At 30.6% G+C, this 23,297-nt stretch carries 24 protein-coding genes; 19 read left to right on the top strand and 5 right to left on the bottom strand.

The window, feature by feature from the left end; translation table 11 throughout:
- The coding region (locus tag LGK95_RS19250) for a DUF3231 family protein (protein ID WP_226126535.1) at window positions 1-574 on the bottom strand (574 nt) is incomplete at its 3' end.
- 313 nt (window positions 575-887) lie between these two features.
- Window positions 888-1,436 carry a hypothetical protein gene (locus LGK95_RS19245; protein ID WP_226126534.1) on the bottom strand — a complete coding sequence of 183 codons (549 nt, stop codon included), beginning with the start codon at window positions 1,434-1,436 and terminating at the stop codon, window positions 888-890.
- Window positions 1,437-1,729: 293 nt separating this feature from the next.
- Here LGK95_RS19245 and LGK95_RS22570 point away from each other — a divergent pair, with 293 nt between their 5' ends.
- The 6 genes from LGK95_RS22570 to LGK95_RS19220 all read left to right on the top strand — a co-directional run bounded on the left by LGK95_RS22570 (window position 1,730) and on the right by LGK95_RS19220 (window position 7,557).
- Window positions 1,730-1,858, top strand: coding sequence for a hypothetical protein (locus LGK95_RS22570; RefSeq protein WP_264174617.1), 129 nt, complete (start codon window positions 1,730-1,732; stop codon window positions 1,856-1,858).
- Between the two features lie 234 nt (window positions 1,859-2,092).
- Window positions 2,093-2,380, top strand: coding sequence for a hypothetical protein (locus tag LGK95_RS19240; RefSeq protein ID WP_226126533.1), 288 nt, complete (start codon window positions 2,093-2,095; stop codon window positions 2,378-2,380).
- Window positions 2,381-2,899: 519 nt separating this feature from the next.
- The gene (locus LGK95_RS19235) at window positions 2,900-3,142 is read left to right on the top strand and encodes a hypothetical protein (RefSeq protein WP_226126532.1); all 243 of its coding nucleotides are present in this window, start codon (window positions 2,900-2,902) and stop codon (window positions 3,140-3,142) included.
- A 1,224-nt stretch (window positions 3,143-4,366) separates the two neighbouring features.
- Window positions 4,367-5,326, top strand: a complete 960-nt coding sequence (locus LGK95_RS19230; protein ID WP_226126531.1) for a glycosyltransferase family 2 protein — start codon at window positions 4,367-4,369, stop codon at window positions 5,324-5,326.
- Between the two features lie 69 nt (window positions 5,327-5,395).
- Window positions 5,396-6,865 carry a sensor histidine kinase gene (locus LGK95_RS19225; protein WP_226126530.1) on the top strand — a complete coding sequence of 490 codons (1,470 nt, stop codon included), beginning with the start codon at window positions 5,396-5,398 and terminating at the stop codon, window positions 6,863-6,865.
- 2 nt (window positions 6,866-6,867) lie between these two features.
- Complete coding sequence (locus LGK95_RS19220) at window positions 6,868-7,557, top strand: response regulator transcription factor (protein ID WP_226126529.1); 690 nt, start codon at window positions 6,868-6,870, stop codon at window positions 7,555-7,557.
- A 27-nt stretch (window positions 7,558-7,584) separates the two neighbouring features.
- Here the strand turns inward: LGK95_RS19220 and LGK95_RS19215 are convergent, their stop codons facing one another.
- On the bottom strand, window positions 7,585-8,031 hold the full coding sequence (locus tag LGK95_RS19215; protein WP_226126528.1) for a MarR family transcriptional regulator: 447 nt from the start codon (window positions 8,029-8,031) through the stop codon (window positions 7,585-7,587).
- Between the two features lie 210 nt (window positions 8,032-8,241).
- On the opposite strand from LGK95_RS19215, the gene LGK95_RS19210 reads away from it, so the two are divergent.
- The 8 genes from LGK95_RS19210 (at window position 8,242) to LGK95_RS22565 (ending at window position 16,649) form a co-directional block, all read left to right on the top strand.
- Window positions 8,242-9,972 (top strand): ABC transporter ATP-binding protein, encoded by a 1,731-nt coding sequence (locus tag LGK95_RS19210; protein ID WP_226126527.1) that lies wholly within the window; start codon window positions 8,242-8,244, stop codon window positions 9,970-9,972.
- Entirely contained in the window at window positions 9,969-11,804 is a 1,836-nt protein-coding gene (locus tag LGK95_RS19205; RefSeq protein WP_319001945.1) for an ABC transporter ATP-binding protein, read from the top strand. Before LGK95_RS19210 ends, LGK95_RS19205 begins: the two co-directional genes overlap by 4 nt.
- Before the next feature lie 296 nt (window positions 11,805-12,100).
- Window positions 12,101-12,550, top strand: a complete 450-nt coding sequence (locus LGK95_RS19200) for a GtrA family protein (protein WP_226126526.1) — start codon at window positions 12,101-12,103, stop codon at window positions 12,548-12,550.
- A 72-nt stretch (window positions 12,551-12,622) separates the two neighbouring features.
- Entirely contained in the window at window positions 12,623-14,785 is a 2,163-nt protein-coding gene (locus tag LGK95_RS19195; protein WP_226126525.1) for a glycosyltransferase family 39 protein, read from the top strand.
- Between the two features lie 444 nt (window positions 14,786-15,229).
- Window positions 15,230-15,835 carry a DedA family protein gene (locus tag LGK95_RS19190; RefSeq protein ID WP_226126524.1) on the top strand — a complete coding sequence of 202 codons (606 nt, stop codon included), beginning with the start codon at window positions 15,230-15,232 and terminating at the stop codon, window positions 15,833-15,835.
- 27 nt (window positions 15,836-15,862) lie between these two features.
- Window positions 15,863-16,216, top strand: a complete 354-nt coding sequence (locus LGK95_RS19185; RefSeq protein WP_226126523.1) for a hypothetical protein — start codon at window positions 15,863-15,865, stop codon at window positions 16,214-16,216.
- 89 nt (window positions 16,217-16,305) lie between these two features.
- Entirely contained in the window at window positions 16,306-16,497 is a 192-nt protein-coding gene (locus LGK95_RS19180; RefSeq protein ID WP_226126537.1) for a diguanylate cyclase domain-containing protein, read from the top strand.
- A gap of 32 nt (window positions 16,498-16,529) precedes the next feature.
- Window positions 16,530-16,649, top strand: coding sequence for a hypothetical protein (locus tag LGK95_RS22565; RefSeq protein ID WP_264174616.1), 120 nt, complete (start codon window positions 16,530-16,532; stop codon window positions 16,647-16,649).
- Window positions 16,650-17,259: 610 nt separating this feature from the next.
- On the opposite strand, the gene LGK95_RS22890 is transcribed toward LGK95_RS22565, so the two are convergent.
- Window positions 17,260-17,448: a hypothetical protein gene (locus LGK95_RS22890; RefSeq protein ID WP_404814477.1), complete on the bottom strand. Its 189-nt coding sequence runs from the start codon at window positions 17,446-17,448 to the stop codon at window positions 17,260-17,262.
- Here LGK95_RS22890 and LGK95_RS22885 point away from each other — a divergent pair.
- The 4 genes from LGK95_RS22885 to LGK95_RS19155 all read left to right on the top strand — a co-directional run bounded on the left by LGK95_RS22885 (window position 17,447) and on the right by LGK95_RS19155 (window position 22,301).
- Window positions 17,447-17,536, top strand: coding sequence for a hypothetical protein (locus tag LGK95_RS22885; RefSeq protein ID WP_404814476.1), 90 nt, complete (start codon window positions 17,447-17,449; stop codon window positions 17,534-17,536). The two genes, LGK95_RS22890 and LGK95_RS22885, sit on opposite strands and share 2 nt — an antisense overlap.
- A 279-nt stretch (window positions 17,537-17,815) precedes the next feature.
- Window positions 17,816-19,519, top strand: coding sequence for a diguanylate cyclase domain-containing protein (locus LGK95_RS19165; protein ID WP_226126522.1), 1,704 nt, complete (start codon window positions 17,816-17,818; stop codon window positions 19,517-19,519).
- 76 nt (window positions 19,520-19,595) lie between these two features.
- The gene (locus LGK95_RS19160) at window positions 19,596-21,905 is read left to right on the top strand and encodes an EAL domain-containing protein (RefSeq protein WP_226126521.1); all 2,310 of its coding nucleotides are present in this window, start codon (window positions 19,596-19,598) and stop codon (window positions 21,903-21,905) included.
- Window positions 21,906-21,947: 42 nt separating this feature from the next.
- Entirely contained in the window at window positions 21,948-22,301 is a 354-nt protein-coding gene (locus LGK95_RS19155) for a hypothetical protein (protein ID WP_226126520.1), read from the top strand.
- A 45-nt stretch (window positions 22,302-22,346) separates the two neighbouring features.
- On the opposite strand, the gene LGK95_RS19150 is transcribed toward LGK95_RS19155, so the two are convergent.
- Window positions 22,347-22,523 (bottom strand): hypothetical protein, encoded by a 177-nt coding sequence (locus LGK95_RS19150; protein ID WP_226126519.1) that lies wholly within the window; start codon window positions 22,521-22,523, stop codon window positions 22,347-22,349.
- Window positions 22,524-22,634: 111 nt separating this feature from the next.
- Between LGK95_RS19150 and LGK95_RS19145 the strand changes: the two genes are divergently transcribed.
- Window positions 22,635-23,012, top strand: a complete 378-nt coding sequence (locus tag LGK95_RS19145) for a recombinase family protein (protein WP_226126518.1) — start codon at window positions 22,635-22,637, stop codon at window positions 23,010-23,012.
- Window positions 23,013-23,297: the final 285 nt, after the last annotated feature.

Here is a 23,297-nt window from a genome sequence, read left to right as displayed (position 1 = left end):
CAGTAATATAACCAACTTCAATTGTATTTAATGCACGTTTCTCAGATAAAGGATTATATCCACTCATGTAATTTCTGCCTTCAATAAATTCTACCGTTGTTGGCATAGTTACATATGGTGGTTTTGGAAGTACTCCGTTTTCTAATAGAAAGTTTGTTGCCATAAGATAATAGTTGTTAGCAACTTCAAAGTTTAGCTTTAATATATCATTAACTTCTTTCATATATGACATAGTTAAAGACACAGCGGAGTGGCCAAAATTTAATTTCATCATTTGGCGAAGAAACATTATGTTAAAAAAGTCATCAAATAGAGCAGGTGCTTCTCTTACAATATCTGATTCTTCGAATCCCATTGGGATAACTGCGTTTTCATTATTAAATATAGCCACTGTTTTATTCTTTATATTTTGACATTCAACAATATAGTCAGCAAGTATGTTTTGGGCCTCTTTATTAATAGTCGTTTCCTTGAATAAATCAAACATTACTAAAGATGCTGATGTTGATTGATAAGTCATCCATATTGTACCTAATTCTGTTGAAGTTAATTGTATCCTTGCTTCAGTTGTCATTTATATCTTTCTTTCTTTTAAAATTTATAACAGAAATAAAGTTAATTTCTTATTGTTTAGTAAATATTATGTTTAAATTTATCTTATTTTATGCTGCTATATGGTATTTTCATAATGAAAAATAAAATACGAGGACTTATGAGTGCAACAATACAAGCATATACTGGTTTTTTATAATGAAGCAGTAACATTGGAAACATTATACTATTAAATATTTGGGTACACCATATATTCCATCCGACATTGATGTCGCAAACTGTAAATTTGATAATTTTATAGGTAGTGAATTGCATTATATCTCCACTTAATTGTCTTAATTATGATGTTTCTCTTCTATTCCTATTATCCATAATGTGACTGCTCTTACCAGTGAAGCAATGAAAAAAACTGACAAAAGGGTATAAATATAACGCCAGTTATCAAACTCATCAATTTTAAAATGCACTAATATAGGCTGGAATACAAGGGCGTATACACCTGCGACAAGTGCATTCCATATAGTAAATTGCTTCCAAGATGAGGTGTATTGATAAACAAGCATATAGTACAAAGGGAGAATGGTAATAGTGCTGGCAAAAATGCATGGAACAATAGGTATAATCGGTGTAGCACAATACCATAGAACAAAACTCACACCTATTGACTCATTAGCCAACATTCCTACAGCTACCAATGAACCAAATAAAATTATTTTGCTTAACCTACGCTTATTGAGTAGGGAGATGCACATCACGTATGTAAAAAGAATAAATGCTACCATACACCACCAGCGGGGGGAAAAAACATCCTCTGTCAACCATTTTGTCAATACTAAATTGTGTAGTGTGGTTCTAGCCTGGTGAATCATTTCAGATGTTACCATAAAAAATTCCTTCTTTCTTTTTTAAATTTATAAAAGTAAATAACAGTCGCAATATCTACAGACAAAAAACGATAATTGAATCAGATAGTTACAGTTTGAATTTGAATTAAGAATAATGTAATAAAAAATCAAAATTCTAAAAGCTTAGGAGGGCAGTATGGTACAACCTTAAAATTATATTTAATTACCTAGTATAGTATTATCATATTTTAATAAAAATATGTGGTAGATTATAGAAAACACTAAGTTAATCTAATATACAAACTTAACATCAAAACTAAAAGTAGCGACAAATGAAACAAGAGAAAATGAATGATAATTGGAAACAGGTAATCTATAAAAAAAAGAGAAGCTACATAACTAACATAACTTCAAAAGAAGCAGAAAACAAAAATTATCAACTTAAATATTTACTTAAATAGATTTATGCTACCTTGTGTAAACTGGAAAAATGAATATATAATTGATGAGTGAAGGGGAAAAAGAATAATGGGGATATGTCGAACTTGTATTTTATGATGCAAACAGCACTTTAGCCTATACCATAGTCAAACCATTGATTTCACTGACATTTCTACCGATTCCAAAAGTGTATCAAATTCGGACTTTCTTCCTCTATTGATTTTTGATAAAATCAGATAGAAAGAGGGAAAAAAATGAGAAAAAACTACTTTGCAAAATTAGTAAGATATATGAAAAATGTTTACCACATTGAAAGTGGTTTGTATAAACTATCTGATGGAAGATTCAACCCAACTTATAGCACAGGTCAAGTTATATTACCTGTGTTTTTAGGTTTTTTGCTTAGAATAAAAAGCTTTAATGAACTAAGTTTGATAATTAAAAATAATGAGTTTAGTAAAGTATTTCCCGGGGGAACAAAGCTGCCCCAGGTAAATATAAGGTTAAATCTGGTCATAAACAGTAGTAAAGATTATATGTAATAATGATAATAACTACGAAGATGTCAACTGGTATTCATGTATATAAACATATTAGGTAGAATATATTGTAATATGCTGAATTATAGGAGTTGATTGATTCATGATAATAATTTATTTAAAAGTAAAAACACAGGAAGAAATAAGTCTACAGTTTAATTTTATTAAAATAACTAGAGTTGTTATTATGAGTAGGAGTGGCATTATACCTCGTGTTAATAAAACGCTTATATAGTTGCATTGGGAAATGTGTCCAATACGATAACTATGTATATTTAAATTAACAAGAAAAAACATATACCGGACATCAATCTCGGTGGTCTATATATCACAAATTTAGAGGGCAGAATCAGAATGTATATAGAGCCATCAATTGAGACAAATCATAGAAATTTTTTTCAGACCAAAGCAAGTTCCTCAACCACCAGTAATAAATGAAGTGCCAGGAGAAGACGAGGATACCTTTATATCAAACCAACAACTTCATTAATAGTATAAAGAATTTAAAAGAGGTGGAAAAAAATGAGCGAGTACAATGGCAAACATTTATCAGTTATTAAAGCCGTAGAAATTATGGGTAAGTTACAACAGTTTGTCAGGGTGGGATTACAAAGAGGATTATTGACCTTCGGAACAGCTTTAAAGATGAGTTCTATGTGGACTTATTATATATCACCTAAACAGTTTTGCGAGTATGTCAGTGTGGATGAAAAGATATTAAATGGTCGGAATTCCGACCATTTTCCACCGGTACATAAAATATGATTAGATATAATTAAATAATTTTAGAGCTTGAAAATTATTATATATCCCATATATAGCATTATATCAATGCTCACAAAGTATTATAAAATATATACAGACGAGATAAAATACAAAGTATAGACACACCCCTCACATTGAGACTATTGTAGACATAGTGAAGGCAAATCAATAGGTTCAAGGGTTCAGATGTTTAAAACTTAATCAGATTATGAATTTTTCCGACAGTTACTCAAGCTCGTCGGAAAGTATCAGTACATGAATTCTTAAACGAATAAGTAATTGGAAATATATTACAAAATTAAAATCAGTTAAAGAATACTTAAGAACCATCTGAGCTCCAGATGGTTCTTTCTTTTGGTTCAATATAACCTTTTATTATGTTGAAAGGTTTCATTGTAACGATTATGCTATAGATCTCTTCTTTAGACAATATACTTTCCCACACTTTTCCCGCAAAAGTGTGGGAAAGCTTTAGAATGATATACCGTTGAAAGGGTTGATGTACATACGTTACAGCATAATATAGAAAGTTATATAAAGCAATTTACCGAATCAGGGGTTCAATTCCCCTAGGAGTCACCAAAACGTAACCGTTGATATAGCAGGTTTTACAGCAATGTAAAACTTGCTATTTTTTTATTTGAACACTTTTTTAACACATAAAATGATTTAATCCAACTTATAGCACAGGTCAAGTTATATTGCCTGTGCTTTTGTTTTTTTTTGCTCCTCAAGGGGCAAGTTACATCAGATAATTCCCCAGGCGATGTAAAATATTTACAATAACTTAATTAAGTCTTAACTCTAAATAACAGGATTACGCAAGGCATTAGTAGATTACTTTATTAAAAACTAGATTTAACAAGATATTTATTAAATTTAACTAGTTTTAATAAATAGGTGGAGATTTGAAATTAGAAATAGTGTGGATGGTAGTACTGCATTAATCTATAAAAATTGAATATTTTTATGAAATTAAAGAATAGTTAACGTACTCTAAAAGTATATCAAGTGACAACTATTTTATCTGGATTTTTTATATTTTAGGAGATAAGATTATAGATTTTTATAAAGAAACCGTCTATCCATAGTAATCCAAGGCTCTAAATCTTTATTGTTTTTTTATAATTTGTTTATTAGCGTTATATTTTTGTAACTTATAATTAGAGTATAGAACAAACGGTAATTATAAAATTTACTTTAAATTATTAGGAGGCAAATTATATGATGAAAGCAACTGAAATAATATACTCTGTAGTGGTTCCAGTTTACAATGAAGAGTTAGTAATTAACGAATGTTATAAAAGATTGAAAAAGGTTATGGATTCAACAAAGGAAGGGTATGAAATTATATTCATTAATGATGGAAGTAAGGATAATACCTTAGAAATAGGTGGAAATATCAGTAACCTTGATCCTAATATTAAAGTTATAAACTTTTCTAGAAATTTTGGTCATCAAGTAGCTGTAACCGCAGGCATGGATAATGCCTGCGGAAAGGCTATAGCAATAATAGACGCAGATCTACAGGATCCACCTGAAGTAATTCTGGACATGATAAAGAAATGGAAGGAAGGTTTTGATGTAGTATACGGTAAGAGGCTTAAAAGAAAAGGGGAAACCTTGTTCAAAAAAGTCACATCAAAAGCATTTTATAGAATTCTAAAGAGTATGACCACTGTGGATATACCAGTGGATACGGGGGATTTTAGGCTTATTGATAGAAAAGTATGTGATGCTTTAAAACAGTTACCTGAACGGAATAGGTATGTAAGAGGTCTTGTTAGCTGGGTTGGCTTTAAGCAAGTTGCCGTTGAATATAATAGGGAGGAGAGATTCGCTGGTGAGACTAAATACCCTTTAAAGAAGATGATAAAATTTGCTAGTGATGGTATTACAGCTTTTTCATATAAACCTTTGAAATTTGCCACATATTTAGGCGTGGGTATGTCAATGCTTAGCTTTATATCAATTCTTATAGTTATCTATCAAAAATTATTTACTGGAAGTACCACTGCTGGATGGGCATCTCTTGTGGCTATTTCATTATTCTTTAATGGACTTATATTAACCATGTTAGGAATAATAGGAGAATATATAGGGCGTATATATGATGAAGCAAAGGGTAGACCTCAATATATCATTTCAGAAAAAATTGGATTTGATAAGGTAATTAACCATTAAAGTTTATGTTATAATTTTAGCATGGGAAATTAATTATCTAGGGATACACTTTGGAGGTTAAGAATAAGTATGTTAATTAAATATAAGCTTTTAATATCTAATATTGTTATGACATTTGTTCCAATAATTTTGTGTACAATTGTAATGGTTGGGATGGCTAAAATTTATACAAAGGGAATAGAAAATAATCAAGGTATAAGTATAAATGGTAATCCCTTCGCAGAGTTATCAGTAAAAAAGTCCCCAATTTATATTGATATAAATAAGCTATCATCATTAGACATAAATAATAAGGAGGATTTTAAATATCTAACTGATTTGGATAACAATCTTGGGAAAAGTAATAAAGGAATAATTATTAGAAAAGAGAATAATATCATATACCAATCAAGATTTCTAGAAAACATAGATATTGACAATCAACTAGGTCAATATGGCAGTTTCCAAGAATCAATGCCCCTAGCGCCTTTTAATAATAAGCCAGCTTTTTTAATAAAGCAAAAAGATGTTATATTTCCAAATAATACAAAAGGAAGTATTTTTATAGTTATGGATGCTAGAAATGCATCGAGGGGATTTAATTATTTTATTTTTGAATGTTTAGCAGTTATTATAATATTAATTATTTGTATAAATGGAGTCATTACATTATTTGTATCAAGGAGCATAATTAAACCATTAAATATGCTAAGAAATGCAACCAATAAAATTACTAATGAAAATTTGGAGTTCGAACTTAAATACAATTCTAAAGATGAAATAGGACAACTTTGTGGCGATTTTGAGAAAATGAGAACAAGACTAAAAAATTCCATTGAGCTTCAAAAACAATATGAGAATAATAGAAATGAGCTTATATCAAATATATCCCATGATCTTAAGACTCCAATTACATCGATTAAAGGCTTTATTGAAGGTATAATTGATGGGGTGGCTAGTTCTACTGAGAAAAGAGAAAAATACTTAAAGGCAGCGTATTCTAAGATAAATACTGTTGACAACCTTATTGATGAATTATTTTTATATTCCAAACTAGAGGTTAATGGAATTTCATTTGAATTTGATAATATAAATTTAGTGGAATATTTAATAGACTGCTTTGAAGAGTTACAACTTGATACTGAAGAAAAAGGTGTTAAACTAAATTTAGATATTGATGATAGAATTAATCCTATAGTAATTGCAGATAGAGATAAAATAAGAAGAGTTATAATTAATATTGTAGGGAATTCTATGAAATATATAAAAAAAGAAAAAGGGAATATAACTATCAAGCTTAAAGAGGATAAGGATTATGCAGTAGTAAGCATTAATGATAATGGTCAAGGAGTAGCACAGGATAGTCTGATTTATATTTTTGATAGATTCTATAGAACTGATGCATCAAGAAATTCCTCAACTGGTGGAAGCGGCCTTGGACTTGCTATTTCTAAAAAAATAATTGAAGGAAACGGTGGAAAGATATGGGCGGAAAGCGTTTTAGGAGAAGGAACAACTATATTTTTCACTCTAAAGAAAGTATTTAAGGGGGGGTGCTAAAGGTGAATAAAATTCTTATAATTGAAGATGAAGAGGAAATCTCAGAGTTTGAAAAAGACTATCTTGAAGTAAATGGATTTAGTGTAGATGTTGAATATGATGGTGAAGCAGGGGTAAAAAGTGCTTTAAATAAGGATTATGATTTAATATTACTAGACCTAATGCTTCCTAATATGAGTGGTTATGATATATGCAAGAAAATAAGAGTTAATAAAGAAGTACCCATTCTTATTGTATCAGCGAAGAAAGAGGATATTGATATAATTAAGGGCCTTGGTTTTGGCGCAAATGATTATATAACTAAGCCTTTTAGCCCAGGAGAATTGGTAGCTAGGGTAAAGGCTCAGGTTGAAAGATATAATAAAATAGTAGATATTGGGAAAAATACTAATGACAAGATTAGTATTAAAGGATTAACCATAGATAAGTTATCAAGAATGGTTTTTTTAAATGAAAAGGAAATTTCATTAACAGCTACAGAATTTGACTTGCTATATTTTCTGGCATCTAATCCTAATAGAGTTTTTTCAAAGGATGAAATATTTACCCATGTATGGGGCATGGAATCGCTTGGGGATGTTGCATCTGTAGTTGTATATATTAAAAAGCTTAGAGAAAAGCTTGAAATCAGTCAAACTGAGCAAAAATATATTGAAACTATTTGGGGTGTTGGATATAAATTTAAAAAGTAATAGGACAGTAAGTTAACACTTACCGTCCTATTTTTCTAACTTACCCATGATGTTTTTAATGGTAATAGCAGACTGCATAAGGGCTGCTTTTTCTTCGTTTGTAAATAAATCGAACCTTGGAAATAGATCCTCTACAATTACCTTGGTCATCTCATCAATAAAGCGGTAGCCACTGTCAGTCAATCTGAGTAAAACTAGGCGCCGATTTTTTTCGTCACTAAAGCGCTGAACGTAATCTTTTTCAAATAAAGCATCAATAATTTTAGTTAACTGTTGTTTAGATACGGATAATTCTTCTGAAAGCTGTGTCATATTCAAATTGTTATGTGTTGCAAGAGCGAAGATGGCATGCATTTGTGTGGGAGTTATTCCAGGAATAGGGGAGGTTTCCATTGGACGAAAAATTGTTTTACGAAAAAGCGGATTTAAGCTAAGAATTTCCTCGATTAATTTTCTTGTATCTATTACATCCATATTTTTATCTCCAATCTTTATAATAAATTATTATTTACAGTTATTATAAGATTACAGTACATAAAAGTCAATGCAATGGTAAACAAAATATTACTATAAATATTTATTTATAATACTATTTACTTTACTAATTATTTAGTCTATACTGAATATAGTAAACAAAAGTTAATAATAAAAAATAATTTACTATTAAGAAAGGGTGAGAAAACTATGAAATTATTTCTGAGATATTTAAAACCTTATAAAATTCCCGTAATTATACTAATTGTATTTTTAGGAATTCAGTCTATTTGTGAAATAATAATTCCTACCTTATTGGCATCTATGATTAATAAAGGTATATTAGGAGGAAATCAAGGACTTATTATTAACATTGGTCTGAAGATGCTCCTGGTAGCAGTTATTGCTATGGCTTGTGGCCTAGCAGCAAGTTACTTCGCTTCAAGAACAGCCACAAAGCTAAGTGCTGAGCTCAGGGAGAAAGTTTTTTTTAAGGTAGAAGAATTTTCCTTACATGAGATTGATAAAATTGGGACGTCTTCACTTATTACAAGAACTACCAATGATATTACTCAAATACAATCTTTTATGACGTTTTTAATGAAAATTGGTTTTTTTACACCTCTTATGGCTTTAAGTGGTGTTGTCATGGCAATAATCACAGGAAAAAGTTTAGCACTAATTTTAGTGGTAGCTATTCCAATTATGAGTATTATCATTGCCTTCATTATCTTCAAGACAACAAAATACTATAAAAGTATGCAGAAAAAAATTGATGCCATCAATCGTGTTTTAAGGGAAAATCTTATTGGTATTAAGGTTATTCGTGCTTTCAAACGAAGTCAGCATGAGATCAATCGCTTTGATAATGTAAATGATGATTATGTTCAAACTTCAATTCACGCACAAAGGCTAATGGGATCACTAATGCCAACAGTTACAGTAATCATGAGTTTAACAACCATTGCCGTTATGTATTTTGGTGGAAAGATGGTGTACTCAGGAACCATGAATGTCGGAAATCTTGTTGCTTATGTGCAGTATATTACTCAAATTTTGATGTCTGTTATGTTGATTTCAATGATATTTATTATGTACCCAAGGGCAGCAGCTTCCGCAGAAAGAATATCAGAAGTTATTGATATGGAACTTTCAGTTAAGAATACAGATAAACCTCTAACTGAGACAAAAACTAAAGCAACTGTTGAATTTAAAAATGTAAGCTTTGCTTATCCAAATGCAGAGGAAGCGGTGTTGAAAAACATTTCTTTTAAAGCAAATCCAAATGAGACAGTGGCCATTATCGGCAGTACCGGCAGCGGAAAGTCTACCATTGTTAATTTAATCCCTCGTTTCTATGATGTTACAGAGGGTGAGATACTCATAGATGATATCAATATTAAAGAATACGGTCAGAATAGGCTAAGAGGTAAAATTGGATTTGTTCCTCAGAAGGGTATTCTTTTTTCTGGAACAATTACAGAGAATCTTTGTTTTGGTAAACAAGATGCCACTATAGATGAGATTTATCACGCAGCAGAGGTTGCACAGGCAACACAATTTAATGAGCAAAAGGATGATAAATTTGATGCATTTATTACTCAAGGTGGAAACAACGTATCTGGTGGACAAAAACAACGTCTTGCTATAGCTAGGGCATTAATTAAAAAGCCGGAAATATATATATTTGATGATAGTTTTTCTGCTCTAGATTACAAAACAGATGTTTTACTTAGAAAAGTTTTAAAAGAGGAAACAGTAGGTGCAACCATTATTATTGTGGCGCAGCGTGTTAGTAGCATTATGGAGGCAGACAAAATTATAGTAATGGACGAAGGGAAAATAGATGATATTGGTACACATAAAGAGCTATTAACCAGATGCCTTGTATATCAAGAAATAGTAGCTTCACAGTTTAGAGAAGGGGAGATGGGAGCATGAGTAAACATAATGAAGATAATTCATCACAAGGAACACCTGCCTTTGGGGCAGTAATGGATATAGAAAAGCCTAAACATTTTGGATCTTCTGCCAAGCGTTTAATTAATTATTTTTCTCCATTTAAATTCCATCTTATCGCTGTTTTAGTAATGGTAATTCTAAGTACTGCTTTTACGGTAGCAGCACCAGAAATTTTAGGGAAAGTAACAACGGAACTCTATAAATGGGTATCCACAGGAAAACTTAATTGGACCTATGTTTTATACATTTTAAAGTGGCTAACAGTTATTTATGTTTTGTCACAACTATTTCAGTTTTTGCAAAGTTTTATTATGGCAAAGATTACATCCAGAACTATATATAATATGAGGAATGATGTTGACCGTAAAATAAATAAGTTGCCACTTAAATATTTGGATAGCAAAACTCACGGGGAAATTTTAAGTCGTGTTACTAATGATATAGAAACTATAAACTCTACAATGCAACAAAGTTTTACCCAAATTATTACTTCTATTGCTACAGTTATAGGGATTTTGCTCATGATGTTTAGCATTAATTTGTGGATGTCACTTATAGCAATTATTGTAATTCCTCTTTCTATGATTGCCTCATTAACTGTAATTAAAGGCTCACAAAAATATTTTACTGAGCAACAGAAAGCCATAGGCGAAATTAATGGACATATTGAAGAGATGTACACAGGACATAACATTGTAAAAATCTTTAACTATGAAGAAAAAGCAAAAGAGAAATTTACCACCATCAATAAGGATATCTATGAAAACGCATGGCGTGCTGAATTCTTTTCAGGAACTATGATGCCGATTGTTACATTCTTTGGTAATGTTGGCTATGCATTAATAGCAGTATTAGGTTGTATCTTTGTTGTACAAGGGAAAATACAGGTAGGGCAGATTCAAGCCTTTATTCAATATATGAAGCAGTTTATGCAGCCTTTGACTACTATTTCAAATATGGTAGGAACACTTCAATCTACCATTGCAGCTGCGGAAAGGGTATTTGAAATATTAGATGAAAAAGAAGAAGTACCAGACCTTGAAACTGCTGTGGAAATAGAAAAAACTAAGGGCAATGTATCTTTGAAAAATGTTAAATTTGGATATTCTAAGGATGAGCCTATAATTAACAATTTGAATATTGAAGTGAAAAGTGGTCAAACAGTTGCAATTGTAGGTCCTACAGGTGCAGGTAAAACAACACTTATTAATCTTCTTATGAGATTTTATGAGGTAGATGGCGGAAGTATTAAAATAGATGGTATTGATATTAAAGATATGAAACGGGACAATTTGCATACTATCTTTGGTATGGTTCTTCAAGATACTTGGTTATTTAATGGTACAATTGAAGAAAATTTAGCCTACGGAAGAGAGGGTGCAACCCATACGGAGGTGGTGGCAGCAGCTAAAACAGCCTATGCACATCATTTCATAAAGACACTGCCAGAGGGTTATAACATGGTTATTAATGAGGAGGCAAGCAATATATCTCAAGGTCAAAAGCAGCTTTTAACTATTGCACGTGCCATCATTACAGACCCAAGAATATTAATTTTAGATGAGGCCACAAGTTCTGTGGATACTCGTACAGAAGTATTAATTCAAAAAGCAATGGATGAGCTGCTCAAAGGAAGAACTAGCTTTGTTATCGCACATAGACTCTCCACTATTCGAGATGCTGATGTAATTCTGGTTATGAATAACGGTGATGTAATCGAGCAAGGTAGCCATGATGAATTAATGAAACAAGGTGGTTTCTACTATAACCTTTATAATAGCCAATTTGAAATTACCGATGTAGTAGCATAGAACCCATAATAAGAGAAGTAGATAAGTTTTTCGAAATTTATTCGCGTAAATTAAAATTAATATTATCTTAATTAAGACCAATAGATAAGGTGAATCTATTGGTCTTGTTTTCATTCAGAAAAGATATCATATTTTTATAGCTAAAAGAAAGGTTTGATCTAGATATAGTGCCTGCACAATCTTTATTGTTTTTTTATAATTTATTTATTAGCGTTTAATTTTTGTAACTTATAATTAGAGTATAGAACAAAAATTTATTACAAAATTAACTTTAAATTATTAGGAGGCATATAGGAATGGAACATGTAAATACTTTAATAAATAATAAAAAGTTTAAACCTATTATAAGATTTGGTTGCGTAGGGGGCTTAAATACTATAGTTGACTTTGGAGTATTTACTCTGATAAATAGTTTATTTGGTGTTAACTATGTTGTAAGTCAGATATTATCCTATTCAAGTGGTACTTTAAACAGTTATTTCTTAAATAAATTATGGACTTTTGATGACACGATAACCAATAAGAAAACAACAAAGGAGATTGTTCAATTTATTGTTGTTAATTTAGCATCCCTAGGCGTAAGTTTAATAAGTTTGAGTATATTAATGAATGATAGTTCTATGAATTCTTTTTTTGCAAAAATTATTTCAATGGTATTAGCTCAAGTAGTTAATTTTTTAGGATACAGATTTTGGGTATTTGGGAGCGTTGAAAAATCGAAGCCGGTTGCTAAAAAGATAGCATAGGCCTTACAAAGTTTATAAGACATTGTAGAAACAGCATTGGAATGGCATAAAAAAACTTACTTATATATCTATATGAGAAAGTGGCTAGCAATAATTAAGGAGGTAATCAAATTGAAGAAAAAAATAAAATTCACAAAAGAAACCTTAGGGCTATCATTAGTTTTATTATTATCTACATTGTTAAATTTTGTAAATTTAGGCTTAGAGGGGTATTCGAACGCTTTTTATGCTGCGGGTGTAAAAAGTATGACGATGAATCTTAAAAATTTCTTCTTTGTATCTTTTGATCCTGCAAGTTTTGTATCTATTGATAAACCGCCTCTTGGTTTTTGGATTCAGACTATATCTGCTAAAATATTTGGGTTTAACAGCTGGGGAATACTTATTCCACAGGCTCTTGCAGGAGTCCTTTCAGTTGCAGTAATTTATCATCTGGTTAAAAGATCATATGGAAGTACTGCAGCGCTAATTTCTGCATTATGTCTTGCAACAACACCGATTTTTGTCGCGGTAAGTAGAAATAATACTTGCGATAACTTACTTGTTTTAACCCTACTTTTAGCTTGCTGGGCACTTACTATAGCTGCTGAAAAAGGAAAAATAAAATATCTGTTATTAAGTTTAGCGATTGTGGGTCTTGGCTTTAATATAAAGATGCTTCAAGCTTATATGGTAGTTCCAGCTATATATATAACCTATCTTCTTTCCACTGCAGTTTCTATGAAGAAGAGAATAAAACATCTTCTTATAGGTACACTTGTTCTTCTACTAGTTTCATTTTCATGGGCGTTTATCGTAGACTTAGTGCCTGCAGCAAACAGACCTTATGTTGATAGCAGCACAAATAATTCGGAAATGGAGCTTATAGTTGGTTGGAATGGTTTAAATAGGCTAGGTCTTGGTGGTAATTCCGCAATGGGCGGCGGTGCTATGACAAAAAGTGCTAATGGAAAGGAAATGGGAATGACCGGAGGAATGCCCGGAGGAATGGAAATACCAAAAGGAATGGAAATACCTAGCGGTGGCGGAGCCGGTGGTGGAATGATGGGCGGCGGTAAATCTAGCACTACAAGACTATTTACAAATAATAGCTTATCAGATCAAATAATTTGGCTATTTCCACTTGCTATATTTGGATTTATTGCAGCTGTATTAAAAGAAAAATTCAAAAATCCTTTCAACAATGATAGACGAAAGTCAGCACTAATATTATGGTCAATGTGGCTCTTACCAGTATTTTTATATTTTAGCTTTACATCAGGAATGTTTCATCCCTACTATTTAACTATGCTTGCACCACCAATTGCGGCTTTGTGTGGAATTGGAATTGTATCAATGTGGGAGCTTTATAAAAAAGGTGGATGGAAATCTTGGATTTTGCCGGCAGCATTTATAGTAGATGGCTTAGTTCAGTTACTGATTTTATCATATTTTTACAAAACCTCTAAGATAACTAAATATTTAATGATTGCTATGGCAATTTTATGTTTTGTATCCTCAATTATACTTATTATTGTGAAATTGACAAAAAATGAAAATATGAGATTAAAGAAAAATCTGCTTATAACCGCTGTAGTAGGACTTTTAATAACTCCTACAGTTTGGTCAGGTGTTACAATGTTTTACCCAGTTAATGGAAGTATGCCTTCTGCAGGATTAGAAATCACATCCTCTAAAACTGAAGGTGTAGGTATGGGAATTGAAACTAATGACAACACAAAATTAATAAGATTCTTAGAAACTCATAACACAACTGAAAAATATGAGATTACAGTTTCAACATCTATGGGTATTGCTTCAGATATAATAATTAAAACCGGAAAATCTGCAATGTCCTTAGGAGGTTTTTTAGGAAGTGATAAAATACTTACTTTAAAGCAATTTAAGTCTCTTGTTGCTAAAGGAGAAGTAAGATATGTAATGGTAGGAGGAGATATGGGCGGTAGTTCAAGTAGTGATGCAAAGAAATCAGCCACTGAAGGTAAAGTAAGTAGCGACGTAAAGGCAGCAGGAGCTGAAAGTACCCAAAACAGCGAAATTATGACCTGGGCATCTAAAGCAGGTACTTTGGTTCTAGAAAGTGAATGGAAGGATGCTACTAAACCCTCCAATACATCTAGTATCAATAAAAAATCTTCAGATTCGAGTAATCATCAACAAGGTGGCATGGGCGGCTTAAATTCAGGAAAATTATATGATTTAAAAAATTATGCTGATTCTATAACAAAAAGATAGCACTTATTTTAATGTTATAGTTGAAAATAGAACCTCTTAATACTAAATAAGGTTTTAAAAGATGCTACCAAATTTTGGGGTGGCATCTTTTCTTTTAATAAAACCACTAAAAAATAGTGCAAAAATATGATTAGTTTCTATGATCTCAACAAAAGTAAGTATTCGGGGTTTGTGTAACAACGGAACAGAAACGGCAATGCCGTTATTTGTAAATATATACTCATTTCCGCTGATTAACATAATATATAATTATCATTTATATCAACTTACATATATTTTACACAAGTGCATGATATTTATCATACATTTACCGATTATAATTTATAATATTGAGATTTATCAAGTAGACAAAATATTTTTTAGGGTTTAAATATGTAATTACTATTCAGGATATAACTTTACACGAAATTAATAATATATTATAAGAATTAATGGAGGGAAAGTATGGTAGAAAGTATAATTAACATGGTAATATTAGTTATGGGTAAATTGGGGTATTTAGGAGTTTTTATATTCATGGCTCTTGAAAGCGCATGCATTCCAATACCTAGTGAGGCAATACTTCCTTTTGGAGGTTATTTAAGTTATACAGGAAGGCTGAGCATAATTCCAACAATAATTATAGGAACGCTTGGAGGAACATTTGGTTCAATATTAGCTTATTATTTAGGAAAATTAGGTGGAAGACCTCTAGTTGAGAAATATGCATCTTTTTTGCATTTATCGAAATCAAGTTTAGATAAAAGTGATACATGTTTTAAAAAATATGGAGAAAAAATTGTTTTTTATTCAAGGCTATTGCCTATCGTAAGAACTTTTATATCACTTCCAGCAGGAATAAGTAATATGAACTTTAAAAAGTTCACCTTATATACTTTCTTTGGATCGTTAATTTGGAGTATATTACTTTGTTATACTGGTTATTACATGGGTGAGAAATGGGTTATAATTCGACCATGGTTTCATTATGCAGATATTGCAATTGTAATTATAATAGTAGGTTTAGTTGGATACAAATTAATGACAATAAAAAAAGTAAACATTTCATAAATTATAGATTTATATGAAATACAAATATTGGAAATATTTTTAAAATATAATGCAATTTTTTCAAATGCAGGTCTTGTGATTTTGTATTTTGAAATGAGAAAATCTCAAAAGAATAGAGTCAGAAAACAAATAAAAATCATTTTAATTACCACTTTAATTAGTTATTGTTTAATGCCTATAATAGTTTATATTTTTTTCCCCACACTGATTGTTACAGCACTCTCTATTTTTATAGGTGGAATGTGGTACACAATTAATAAACATAAAATGATGTTAATTTCTTACGAACTTGTATCAGGATATCTTTTTGAAGCTGTAAATAAACCAATTATCATTTTAGGTGAAGATTGTAATAATATTGATCTTTCTATTATCTTTTAATGTTACTTCTTTTTTGTTTATTAATGGTGAATTTATAAACTACAAATGCAGAGCTAAATCCCAAACAAATGCAGATTTGCCACACCTGAATATGTCCTTTAACGGATGAAGTTTATAGAATTGGTGGTGATGAATTCATAATAATACTAAGGAATTTGAAAACCTCTGCAGATGCTGAAAAAATTGCAGTAGATGCTTCGGAATCATTAAGCACAGCATTTACCTATAAGGGAAATCAATTATTTGTAGGGGCCCTTACGTTCCACAAGTTGCAGTGTTAGAACATACCGATTTGTTCATTAACCATTGCGGTATGAACAGTGCCAATGAAGCCATGTATTACGGGATTCCAGTCATCGGGATTCCACAAAGGGGTGATCAACCAATTGTGGCCAACCGCATGAGAGACCTAAAAAGTAAAATGACTATTTAAAAGGGCGTGACGGGTTTTTAAACTTAGTAAAAACTGTTTCTGTCGAAGCTGAAGGTCGGGGGTTTGCACTGGGTTCGTTTTTAGTACAAATTCTATTATTGGGTACTATTTGGTAGTACCCAATTTTAAGAAAGTACACAGTAAAAAAAGGTATTAAAGTTAGGACCTGGGTAACTGCAAAAATGAAAGAGTTTAGAAGATGAATGATTAAGAAAGTTAATTGATTAAAAGATACATAAAATTCAATGATGTGGTGGAAATTCCGACCATTTTCCGCCGGTACATAAAATATAATTAAATAAATTTAGTGCTTAAAAATTATTATATACCTCATATATGGTATTATATCAATGCTCACAGAGTATTATAAAATATATACAGATAAGATAAAATGCAAAATATAGACACACCCCTCACATTGAGACTATTGTAGACATAGTCAAGGTAAATCAGTAGGTTCAAGGGTTTAGATGTTTAAAACTTAATCAGATTATGAATTTTTCCGACAGTTACTCAAGCTCGTCGGAAAGTATCAGTACATGAATTCTTAAACGAATAAGCAATGAGTAATTGGAAAGATATTACGAAATTAAAATCAGTTAAAGAATACTTAAGAACCATCTGAGCTCCAGATGGTTCTTTCTTTTGGTTCAATATAATCTTTTATTATGTTGAAAGGTTTCATTGTAACGATTATGCTATAGATCTCTTCTTTAGACAATATACTTAATAGTAAGGGCATTATATTTATATAATTAAAGGAAGCCATAGATACTACAACCCCAACAGGAGTATTCATGCTTACAGTATTTGGAGCAGTTGCACAACTTGAACGTGAGAAAACTACATTTTATAAATTAATTAATCAGTATGAAGAAGGTAAATAAAGTACCTTGCGATATAAATAATAAAAACCTCTGGAGCTACCAGAGGCATTCTTATTTGCAATATATGAAAAGGCATTCAAGATAATTTTAATTATGTTGTATGCTTTTTTGATACTATCAACATATATTACAGAAGGATTTAAAAATAAAATTAGAAGGTTAAGAATGAAAAAGCTATAAATTTCTGCATAAAGCGGCTAGGCGAAGAAGTTATAAATTCAAGCTTTACGTAGGTACATATGGATTATGATAGTTTTGAGGTGTTAGGGGGGATAAGTGATGTTACAATCAGATAATATTAAAACAATGTTGTTTGCAATATTATGTATATGTTTTATTTTCTACTTATTTATGGGTATCAATAGTTACAAGAGAAATAAAAAATCAAAAGTTAACGTAATATTTTTTATTTTATGTATTGCTGCTAGCATTTGGGCGATAGGATATGCATTCATGTTAATTTCCACCAATATAGAAATTTCAAATATATGGAGAATGATTTCTGCCTTAGGTATTATCCCCTTTAATGGGATATGGCTGTCCTTAGCGTTTTCTCTTAAAGATACAAATCAAAAAAACTCCAACTCAAAAATACAAGCTTTAGTATATATAACTTTAATAGTATTTTTAATAGATAATTTAATATGTGAACCATCTAAAGTAGTAAGTAGTGAAGCTTATGGCTTTGTAGATAATTTATATTTTGCCACAACTATTGGTATTGTTTTTAGTATATATATTATGGTTTTAACCATAACAGGTTTTGTAATAATATATTTTCAAATGAGAAATGCTCAAAAGAATAGAGCCAGAAAACAGATGAAAATTATTTTAATTACCAGTTTAATAACTTTTGGGTTAGGGGTAATAACAGATTTGATTTTTCCTGTAATGGGTATTGAGGTTTTTCCGACTGGGATTATAGCACTCACTATTGGAATGGGTGGAATGTGGTACGCAATTAATAAACATAAAATGTTATCAATTTCTTATGAACTTGTATCAGAATATCTTTTTGAAGCTGTAAATGAACCGATTATCATATTAGGTGAAGATTTTCTTGTGAAAAACTGTAATGAAGCTGCACTAAATATAACTGGTTATAATAATAAGGACTTAAATGAAAATTTACTTGATACAATAATAAATTTTAGAAATTTTAATTTTAATACCATAATTCAAGAAGGAACTGGTATCAATATTGACGTTGATTTACACAGGAAAAATAAAGAAGCTCTTGTCTGTGAACTATCAGCAACAGTTGTATATGATGAATATAAGGATATATTAGGAATCCTTGTTCTATTACATGATGTTTCTGAAAGAAAAAAGATAGCTGAAATACAAAAGAAATATACTTTAAAATTAGAAGAATCAAATCTTAAACTTAAAAATGAGATTACAGATAGACTCTTTGCAGAAGAGCAAATACGTCATTTGGTATATTATGATGCCCTTACAGAACTTTCTAATAGGAAAAAATTATTAGAAGATGTTAATATACTACTAAATAATAAAACTGAAAAATTTGCCATTCTTTTTATGGATTTGGATAAGTTTAAGAGTGCTAATGATAATTATGGTCATCAAGCTGGAGATTATATTCTTAAAACTGTAGCTGTGAGATTAAAAAGCATTATTAGATCAACGGATGAAGTTTATAGAATTGGTGGTGATGAATTCATAATAATATTAAGAAATTTGAAAGTCTCTGCAAATGCTGAAAAAATTGCAGTATCTGTTAGGGAAACATTAAGCACAGCTTTTACCTATAAGGAAAACCAATTATTTGTGGGGGCGTGTATAGGCATAAGTATATTTCCTGAGCAGGGAATTGATGCAGATACGTTAATTAAGAAGGCTGATTCAGCTATGTATGAAGTTAAGCGCAAGGGTGGAAATGGATATAAAATATATTCTCCGGAAATGAAAGAAGACTTAGAGAATTTAAGTATGGACATAAAATCAAATAAAACAATGTAAAATAAAATTATTGTTTACTATCAATTTATTATAGATTTGAGAACAATGAAAAATAAATGTGGGGTGGGTGATAAATGTGAAACTTTCGGTAAAATTATTTAGCATTGTATTCTTAGGAAGTTTAATTTTAATACTTTTTATTTACATGTTCTCAAAAATATTTTTACTAAAGAGCTTTACTGACATTGAAATTGATAAAGCTCATACAGATGCCAAAGTTGTGCTTAATTTTATTCAAAATGATCTTTCTAGGATGAATTCTATGAATTTAGACTATGCAAGATGGGATGAGACTTATAATTATTTGAATAATAGAAATAATGATTATTTATCTAGTAATTTTGATGATACAACTTCTTTGGCAAAGGCAAAAATAAGCTTTATTTTTATCACTGACAGCTTTGGAAATACAGTTTATAAAAAAAATATTGAAGACGAGACAAAGGATATATTTACGGAAGCTTTAGCTAAAAATATAACCTCAAATGCTTCTAAATTATTAAGTAATAATAACACAAAAACTATTAAAGGATTTGTGCCATATGGTAAAATTCCAGTATTAATATCTACTGAAAGAATTACAAAAAGTGATGGCTCAGGTCGTAGTCCTGGTTTTTTAATTTTCGCAAGATATTATGATAAAGATGAAATAGATGCTATTAACCAAAATACACAACTTCAAACAAATTTAGTCAATTATGATAAAGACCTAATTTTAAACAATGATTCTGCAAAGAAAGATACATTTGTTAAAGTAACTGATGAAAATTTCATTACTAGTTATGGATTACTTAACAATATATTTTCTGAGCCATCTTTCTTTGTGAAGGTTACAACACAAAGAAAGATTTTTAGCAAGGCCAAAAACACCCTGGATTACTACCTTTTAATCCTACTTTCGGTTTCAATATTATTCTCCTTAAGTATATTTATATTAATCTATTCGTTTGTTGTAAAACGAATTAAAATTATAAACTCAAAAGTTGAGAATGTACGTAATTCTAATGACGTATTTCCAACTATAATTTTAAAAGGAAATGATGAAATTTCTGAACTTGGATCTAAATTTAACAATATGTTTCATAGATTAAAAAAATCAGATGAAACCATTGTTTCGCTTGCAAATTATGATACTCTTACAGGTCTTGCAAACAGAAAAAAATTACTCGAAAACATTAATGAATTACTCGAAAACGGAAAGGAGAATTTGGCTTTTTTCTTTATAGCTTTAGATAAATTTAAAGCTATAAATAACAGTTTCGGCCACGAAGCAGGAGATATGGTTCTTGCAAAAACAGCAGAGAGATTGGAGAATAATACAAGATCAAAGGATATAGTCAGTAGAATAGCCGGGGATGAATTCATTGTAATTATTAGAGATTTAAAGTCTTCATCAAGTGCAACAGAAACTGCAGAAAAAATTTTAAAAGTATTAAGTGATGCTTTCATTTATAATAATAATCGATTATTTATAGGTGCAAGTATAGGCATAAGTTTATTTCCTAAACATGGAACTGATGTAGATACTTTAATAAAAAATGCCGATTTAGCTATGTATGAAGTTAAACATAGCGGGGGCCATGGGTATATTCTATATAACAACATCATGAATGATAAAAATAATCATATGTTAGAAACGGAAAAAAACTTAAAGAATGCTATAGAGAAAAATGAATTTATAACGTACTATCAACCTATAATAGATCTAAAATCAATGAAAGTCATAAGTGCTGAAGCTCTTATTAGATGGAAACGAGAGGAGAAAGTTATCCAACCAATAGAGTTTATTCCAATTGCAAAGAAGATAGGTAAAATGGTAGAAATCGATAATTGGATGCTATATAATGCTTGCGCACAGTGTAGAGAATGGCAGAAGCTCGGTGCAAAGGATTTTAGTATATCCGTAAATACATCCTATAAACAATTAATTCAATTGGATTTTGTCCAATTAGTAATGAATATATTACACGAGCAGTTACTAGATCCTAGGTATTTAACTCTTGAAATAACTGAGGATGAGGCCATGGAGGACATTGATTTAATAATAAAAGTACTTTTAGAGTTAAATTCTCGCGGGGTAAAAATTTCAATGGATGATTTTGGTACAGGATATTCTTCCCTTAATTGGTTAAGCAAACTTCCTATAGAGACAATTAAAATAGATAGATCACTTATAATAAATTTAGATAGCAACTCTAAAAATATAGTTATAGTAAAATCTATAATAGCAATTGCTAATAGTTTGAATATTAAAGTTATTGCAGAGGGCATTGAAACAGAAACAGAATTCGATACTTTAAAGGAACTCCAATGTGATTATATTCAAGGATATTTAATTGGAAAATCAATGCCTGCATCTGATTTTCAACAAAATTTTATCAAATAAAAAAATATGAATAATATATAAATACTTCAGGGGGAAATTTCAGTGAAAAATAGGATTAACACTAAAATAGTTATTGCTATAGTGAGCTGTTCAATTTTGGTATCCGCAATTGTGGGAATTACAAGCATTGTTAAATCCACTAGCATAATTAAGCACGAAGCCACAGATAAACTGTTAAATATGGTTTCTAGTAGAGGAAATGAATACACAGTACAGACAAAGGTGGAAAACACTGTAAAGGAGTTATCTGGACTAGTTTTAGGTACAATAGAAGTTTCTAAGGTTAAAGACCCAAGCTATATGAATATATACGAAAAACAGTTAAGTTCTTTAATGAAGAGTCCTAGTCCTTACCCGCCAAAAAGGTATATTAGCATATTGACGAGGATGAGTTAATATCAAAGTAAAAATTAGGTTACATAACAATATCAATTGTTAGTATTAAGTAACATTCAATTTATGCTTTTTATACAAAACATTCAAAATCGTAAGTCTAGTAAATTCTTTCGTCTTTTTATCCTCAGCAACTATTAGTTCCAAAACTCCCTCTGGATAACCTTCTGGTTTGTGCCAGATTAACGTACTAGGATCAAAAAACTCTTTTTCTTCTTTTGGCATGATAGCAACTCCTTTTAACTTTATAGTTAAATAGGTTCTACATATATGTTAAAAACACCTTTTAACTGAAATTTGTTACGCTGCTTAAATGATGAGGAATAGCCTCCATGTGTGAATTTATGTTATCATGAATGGTTTCTTATTTTAAAAAATGTTTATATAACAGATAGACCAGTGTTAACTAATCTAATGGCAACATTAAATAACGGTGATAAGCTCCTAGTAGATAGCATAAGTAGGTTTGCTCGTAACACTAAAGATTTGTTAAAGTTAGTAGATCAGTTAAATAATAAGGGAATTATATTTGTATCACTAAAAGAAGCCATAGATACTACTACAAACACAGGGCTATTCATGCTTACAGTATTTGGAGCAGTGGCACAACTTGAACGTGACTATATAAAGGATAGACAGATGGAAGGTATAGCTGTTGCGGTAACAGAAGGTAAATATCAAGGGCGTAAGCCAATTGAAGTACCTAAGTTATGAGATAAGTATTATAAGATGATGAATGATGGCAACATAAGTGGTGTTGATGTTATGAAAATATTAGATCTAAAGAAAACTACACTATAAATTAATTAATCAGTATGAAGAGGGTAAATAAAGCACCTTCCGATATTACAAAATTTAAATTAGTTAAATAATAAAAACCTCTGGAGCTATGAACTGAACCACTAAAAACGGACATTGCAAAAACACCCCCATTTGTAGGATAATAAAACTATGATTGGGGGTATTGTTATGTCAGCAGTAAAAGGCAAAAAACAGTTT

The organism is Clostridium algoriphilum (genome assembly GCF_020443705.1).
In the GTDB taxonomy this organism is placed as follows: Bacteria; Bacillota; Clostridia; order Clostridiales; family Clostridiaceae; genus Clostridium_AD; species Clostridium_AD algoriphilum.
Note: the sequence above shows the minus strand (reverse complement) of the source record. Positions and strands in the feature narration are given on the sequence as shown.

Coding starts and splice junctions, on each gene's coding strand:
- LGK95_RS19230 (WP_226126531.1), top strand. CDS start 4,367: ATGATGAAAGCAACTGAAATAATATACTCTGTAGTGGTTCCAGTTTAC.
- LGK95_RS19210 (WP_226126527.1), top strand. CDS start 8,242: ATGAAATTATTTCTGAGATATTTAAAACCTTATAAAATTCCCGTAATT.
- LGK95_RS19190 (WP_226126524.1), top strand. CDS start 15,230: ATGGTAGAAAGTATAATTAACATGGTAATATTAGTTATGGGTAAATTG.
- LGK95_RS19245 (WP_226126534.1), bottom strand. CDS start 1,436: ATGGTAACATCTGAAATGATTCACCAGGCTAGAACCACACTACACAAT.
- LGK95_RS19150 (WP_226126519.1), bottom strand. CDS start 22,523: ATGCCAAAAGAAGAAAAAGAGTTTTTTGATCCTAGTACGTTAATCTGG.
- LGK95_RS22885 (WP_404814476.1), top strand. CDS start 17,447: ATGCTTACAGTATTTGGAGCAGTTGCACAACTTGAACGTGAGAAAACT.
- LGK95_RS19225 (WP_226126530.1), top strand. CDS start 5,396: ATGTTAATTAAATATAAGCTTTTAATATCTAATATTGTTATGACATTT.
- LGK95_RS19205 (WP_319001945.1), top strand. CDS start 9,969: ATGAGTAAACATAATGAAGATAATTCATCACAAGGAACACCTGCCTTT.
- LGK95_RS19235 (WP_226126532.1), top strand. CDS start 2,900: ATGAGCGAGTACAATGGCAAACATTTATCAGTTATTAAAGCCGTAGAA.
- LGK95_RS19165 (WP_226126522.1), top strand. CDS start 17,816: ATGTTACAATCAGATAATATTAAAACAATGTTGTTTGCAATATTATGT.
- LGK95_RS22565 (WP_264174616.1), top strand. CDS start 16,530: ATGAACAGTGCCAATGAAGCCATGTATTACGGGATTCCAGTCATCGGG.
- LGK95_RS22890 (WP_404814477.1), bottom strand. CDS start 17,448: ATGAATACTCCTGTTGGGGTTGTAGTATCTATGGCTTCCTTTAATTAT.
- LGK95_RS22570 (WP_264174617.1), top strand. CDS start 1,730: ATGAAACAAGAGAAAATGAATGATAATTGGAAACAGGTAATCTATAAA.
- LGK95_RS19200 (WP_226126526.1), top strand. CDS start 12,101: ATGGAACATGTAAATACTTTAATAAATAATAAAAAGTTTAAACCTATT.
- LGK95_RS19195 (WP_226126525.1), top strand. CDS start 12,623: ATGAGAAAGTGGCTAGCAATAATTAAGGAGGTAATCAAATTGAAGAAA.
- LGK95_RS19215 (WP_226126528.1), bottom strand. CDS start 8,031: ATGGATGTAATAGATACAAGAAAATTAATCGAGGAAATTCTTAGCTTA.
- LGK95_RS19240 (WP_226126533.1), top strand. CDS start 2,093: ATGAGAAAAAACTACTTTGCAAAATTAGTAAGATATATGAAAAATGTT.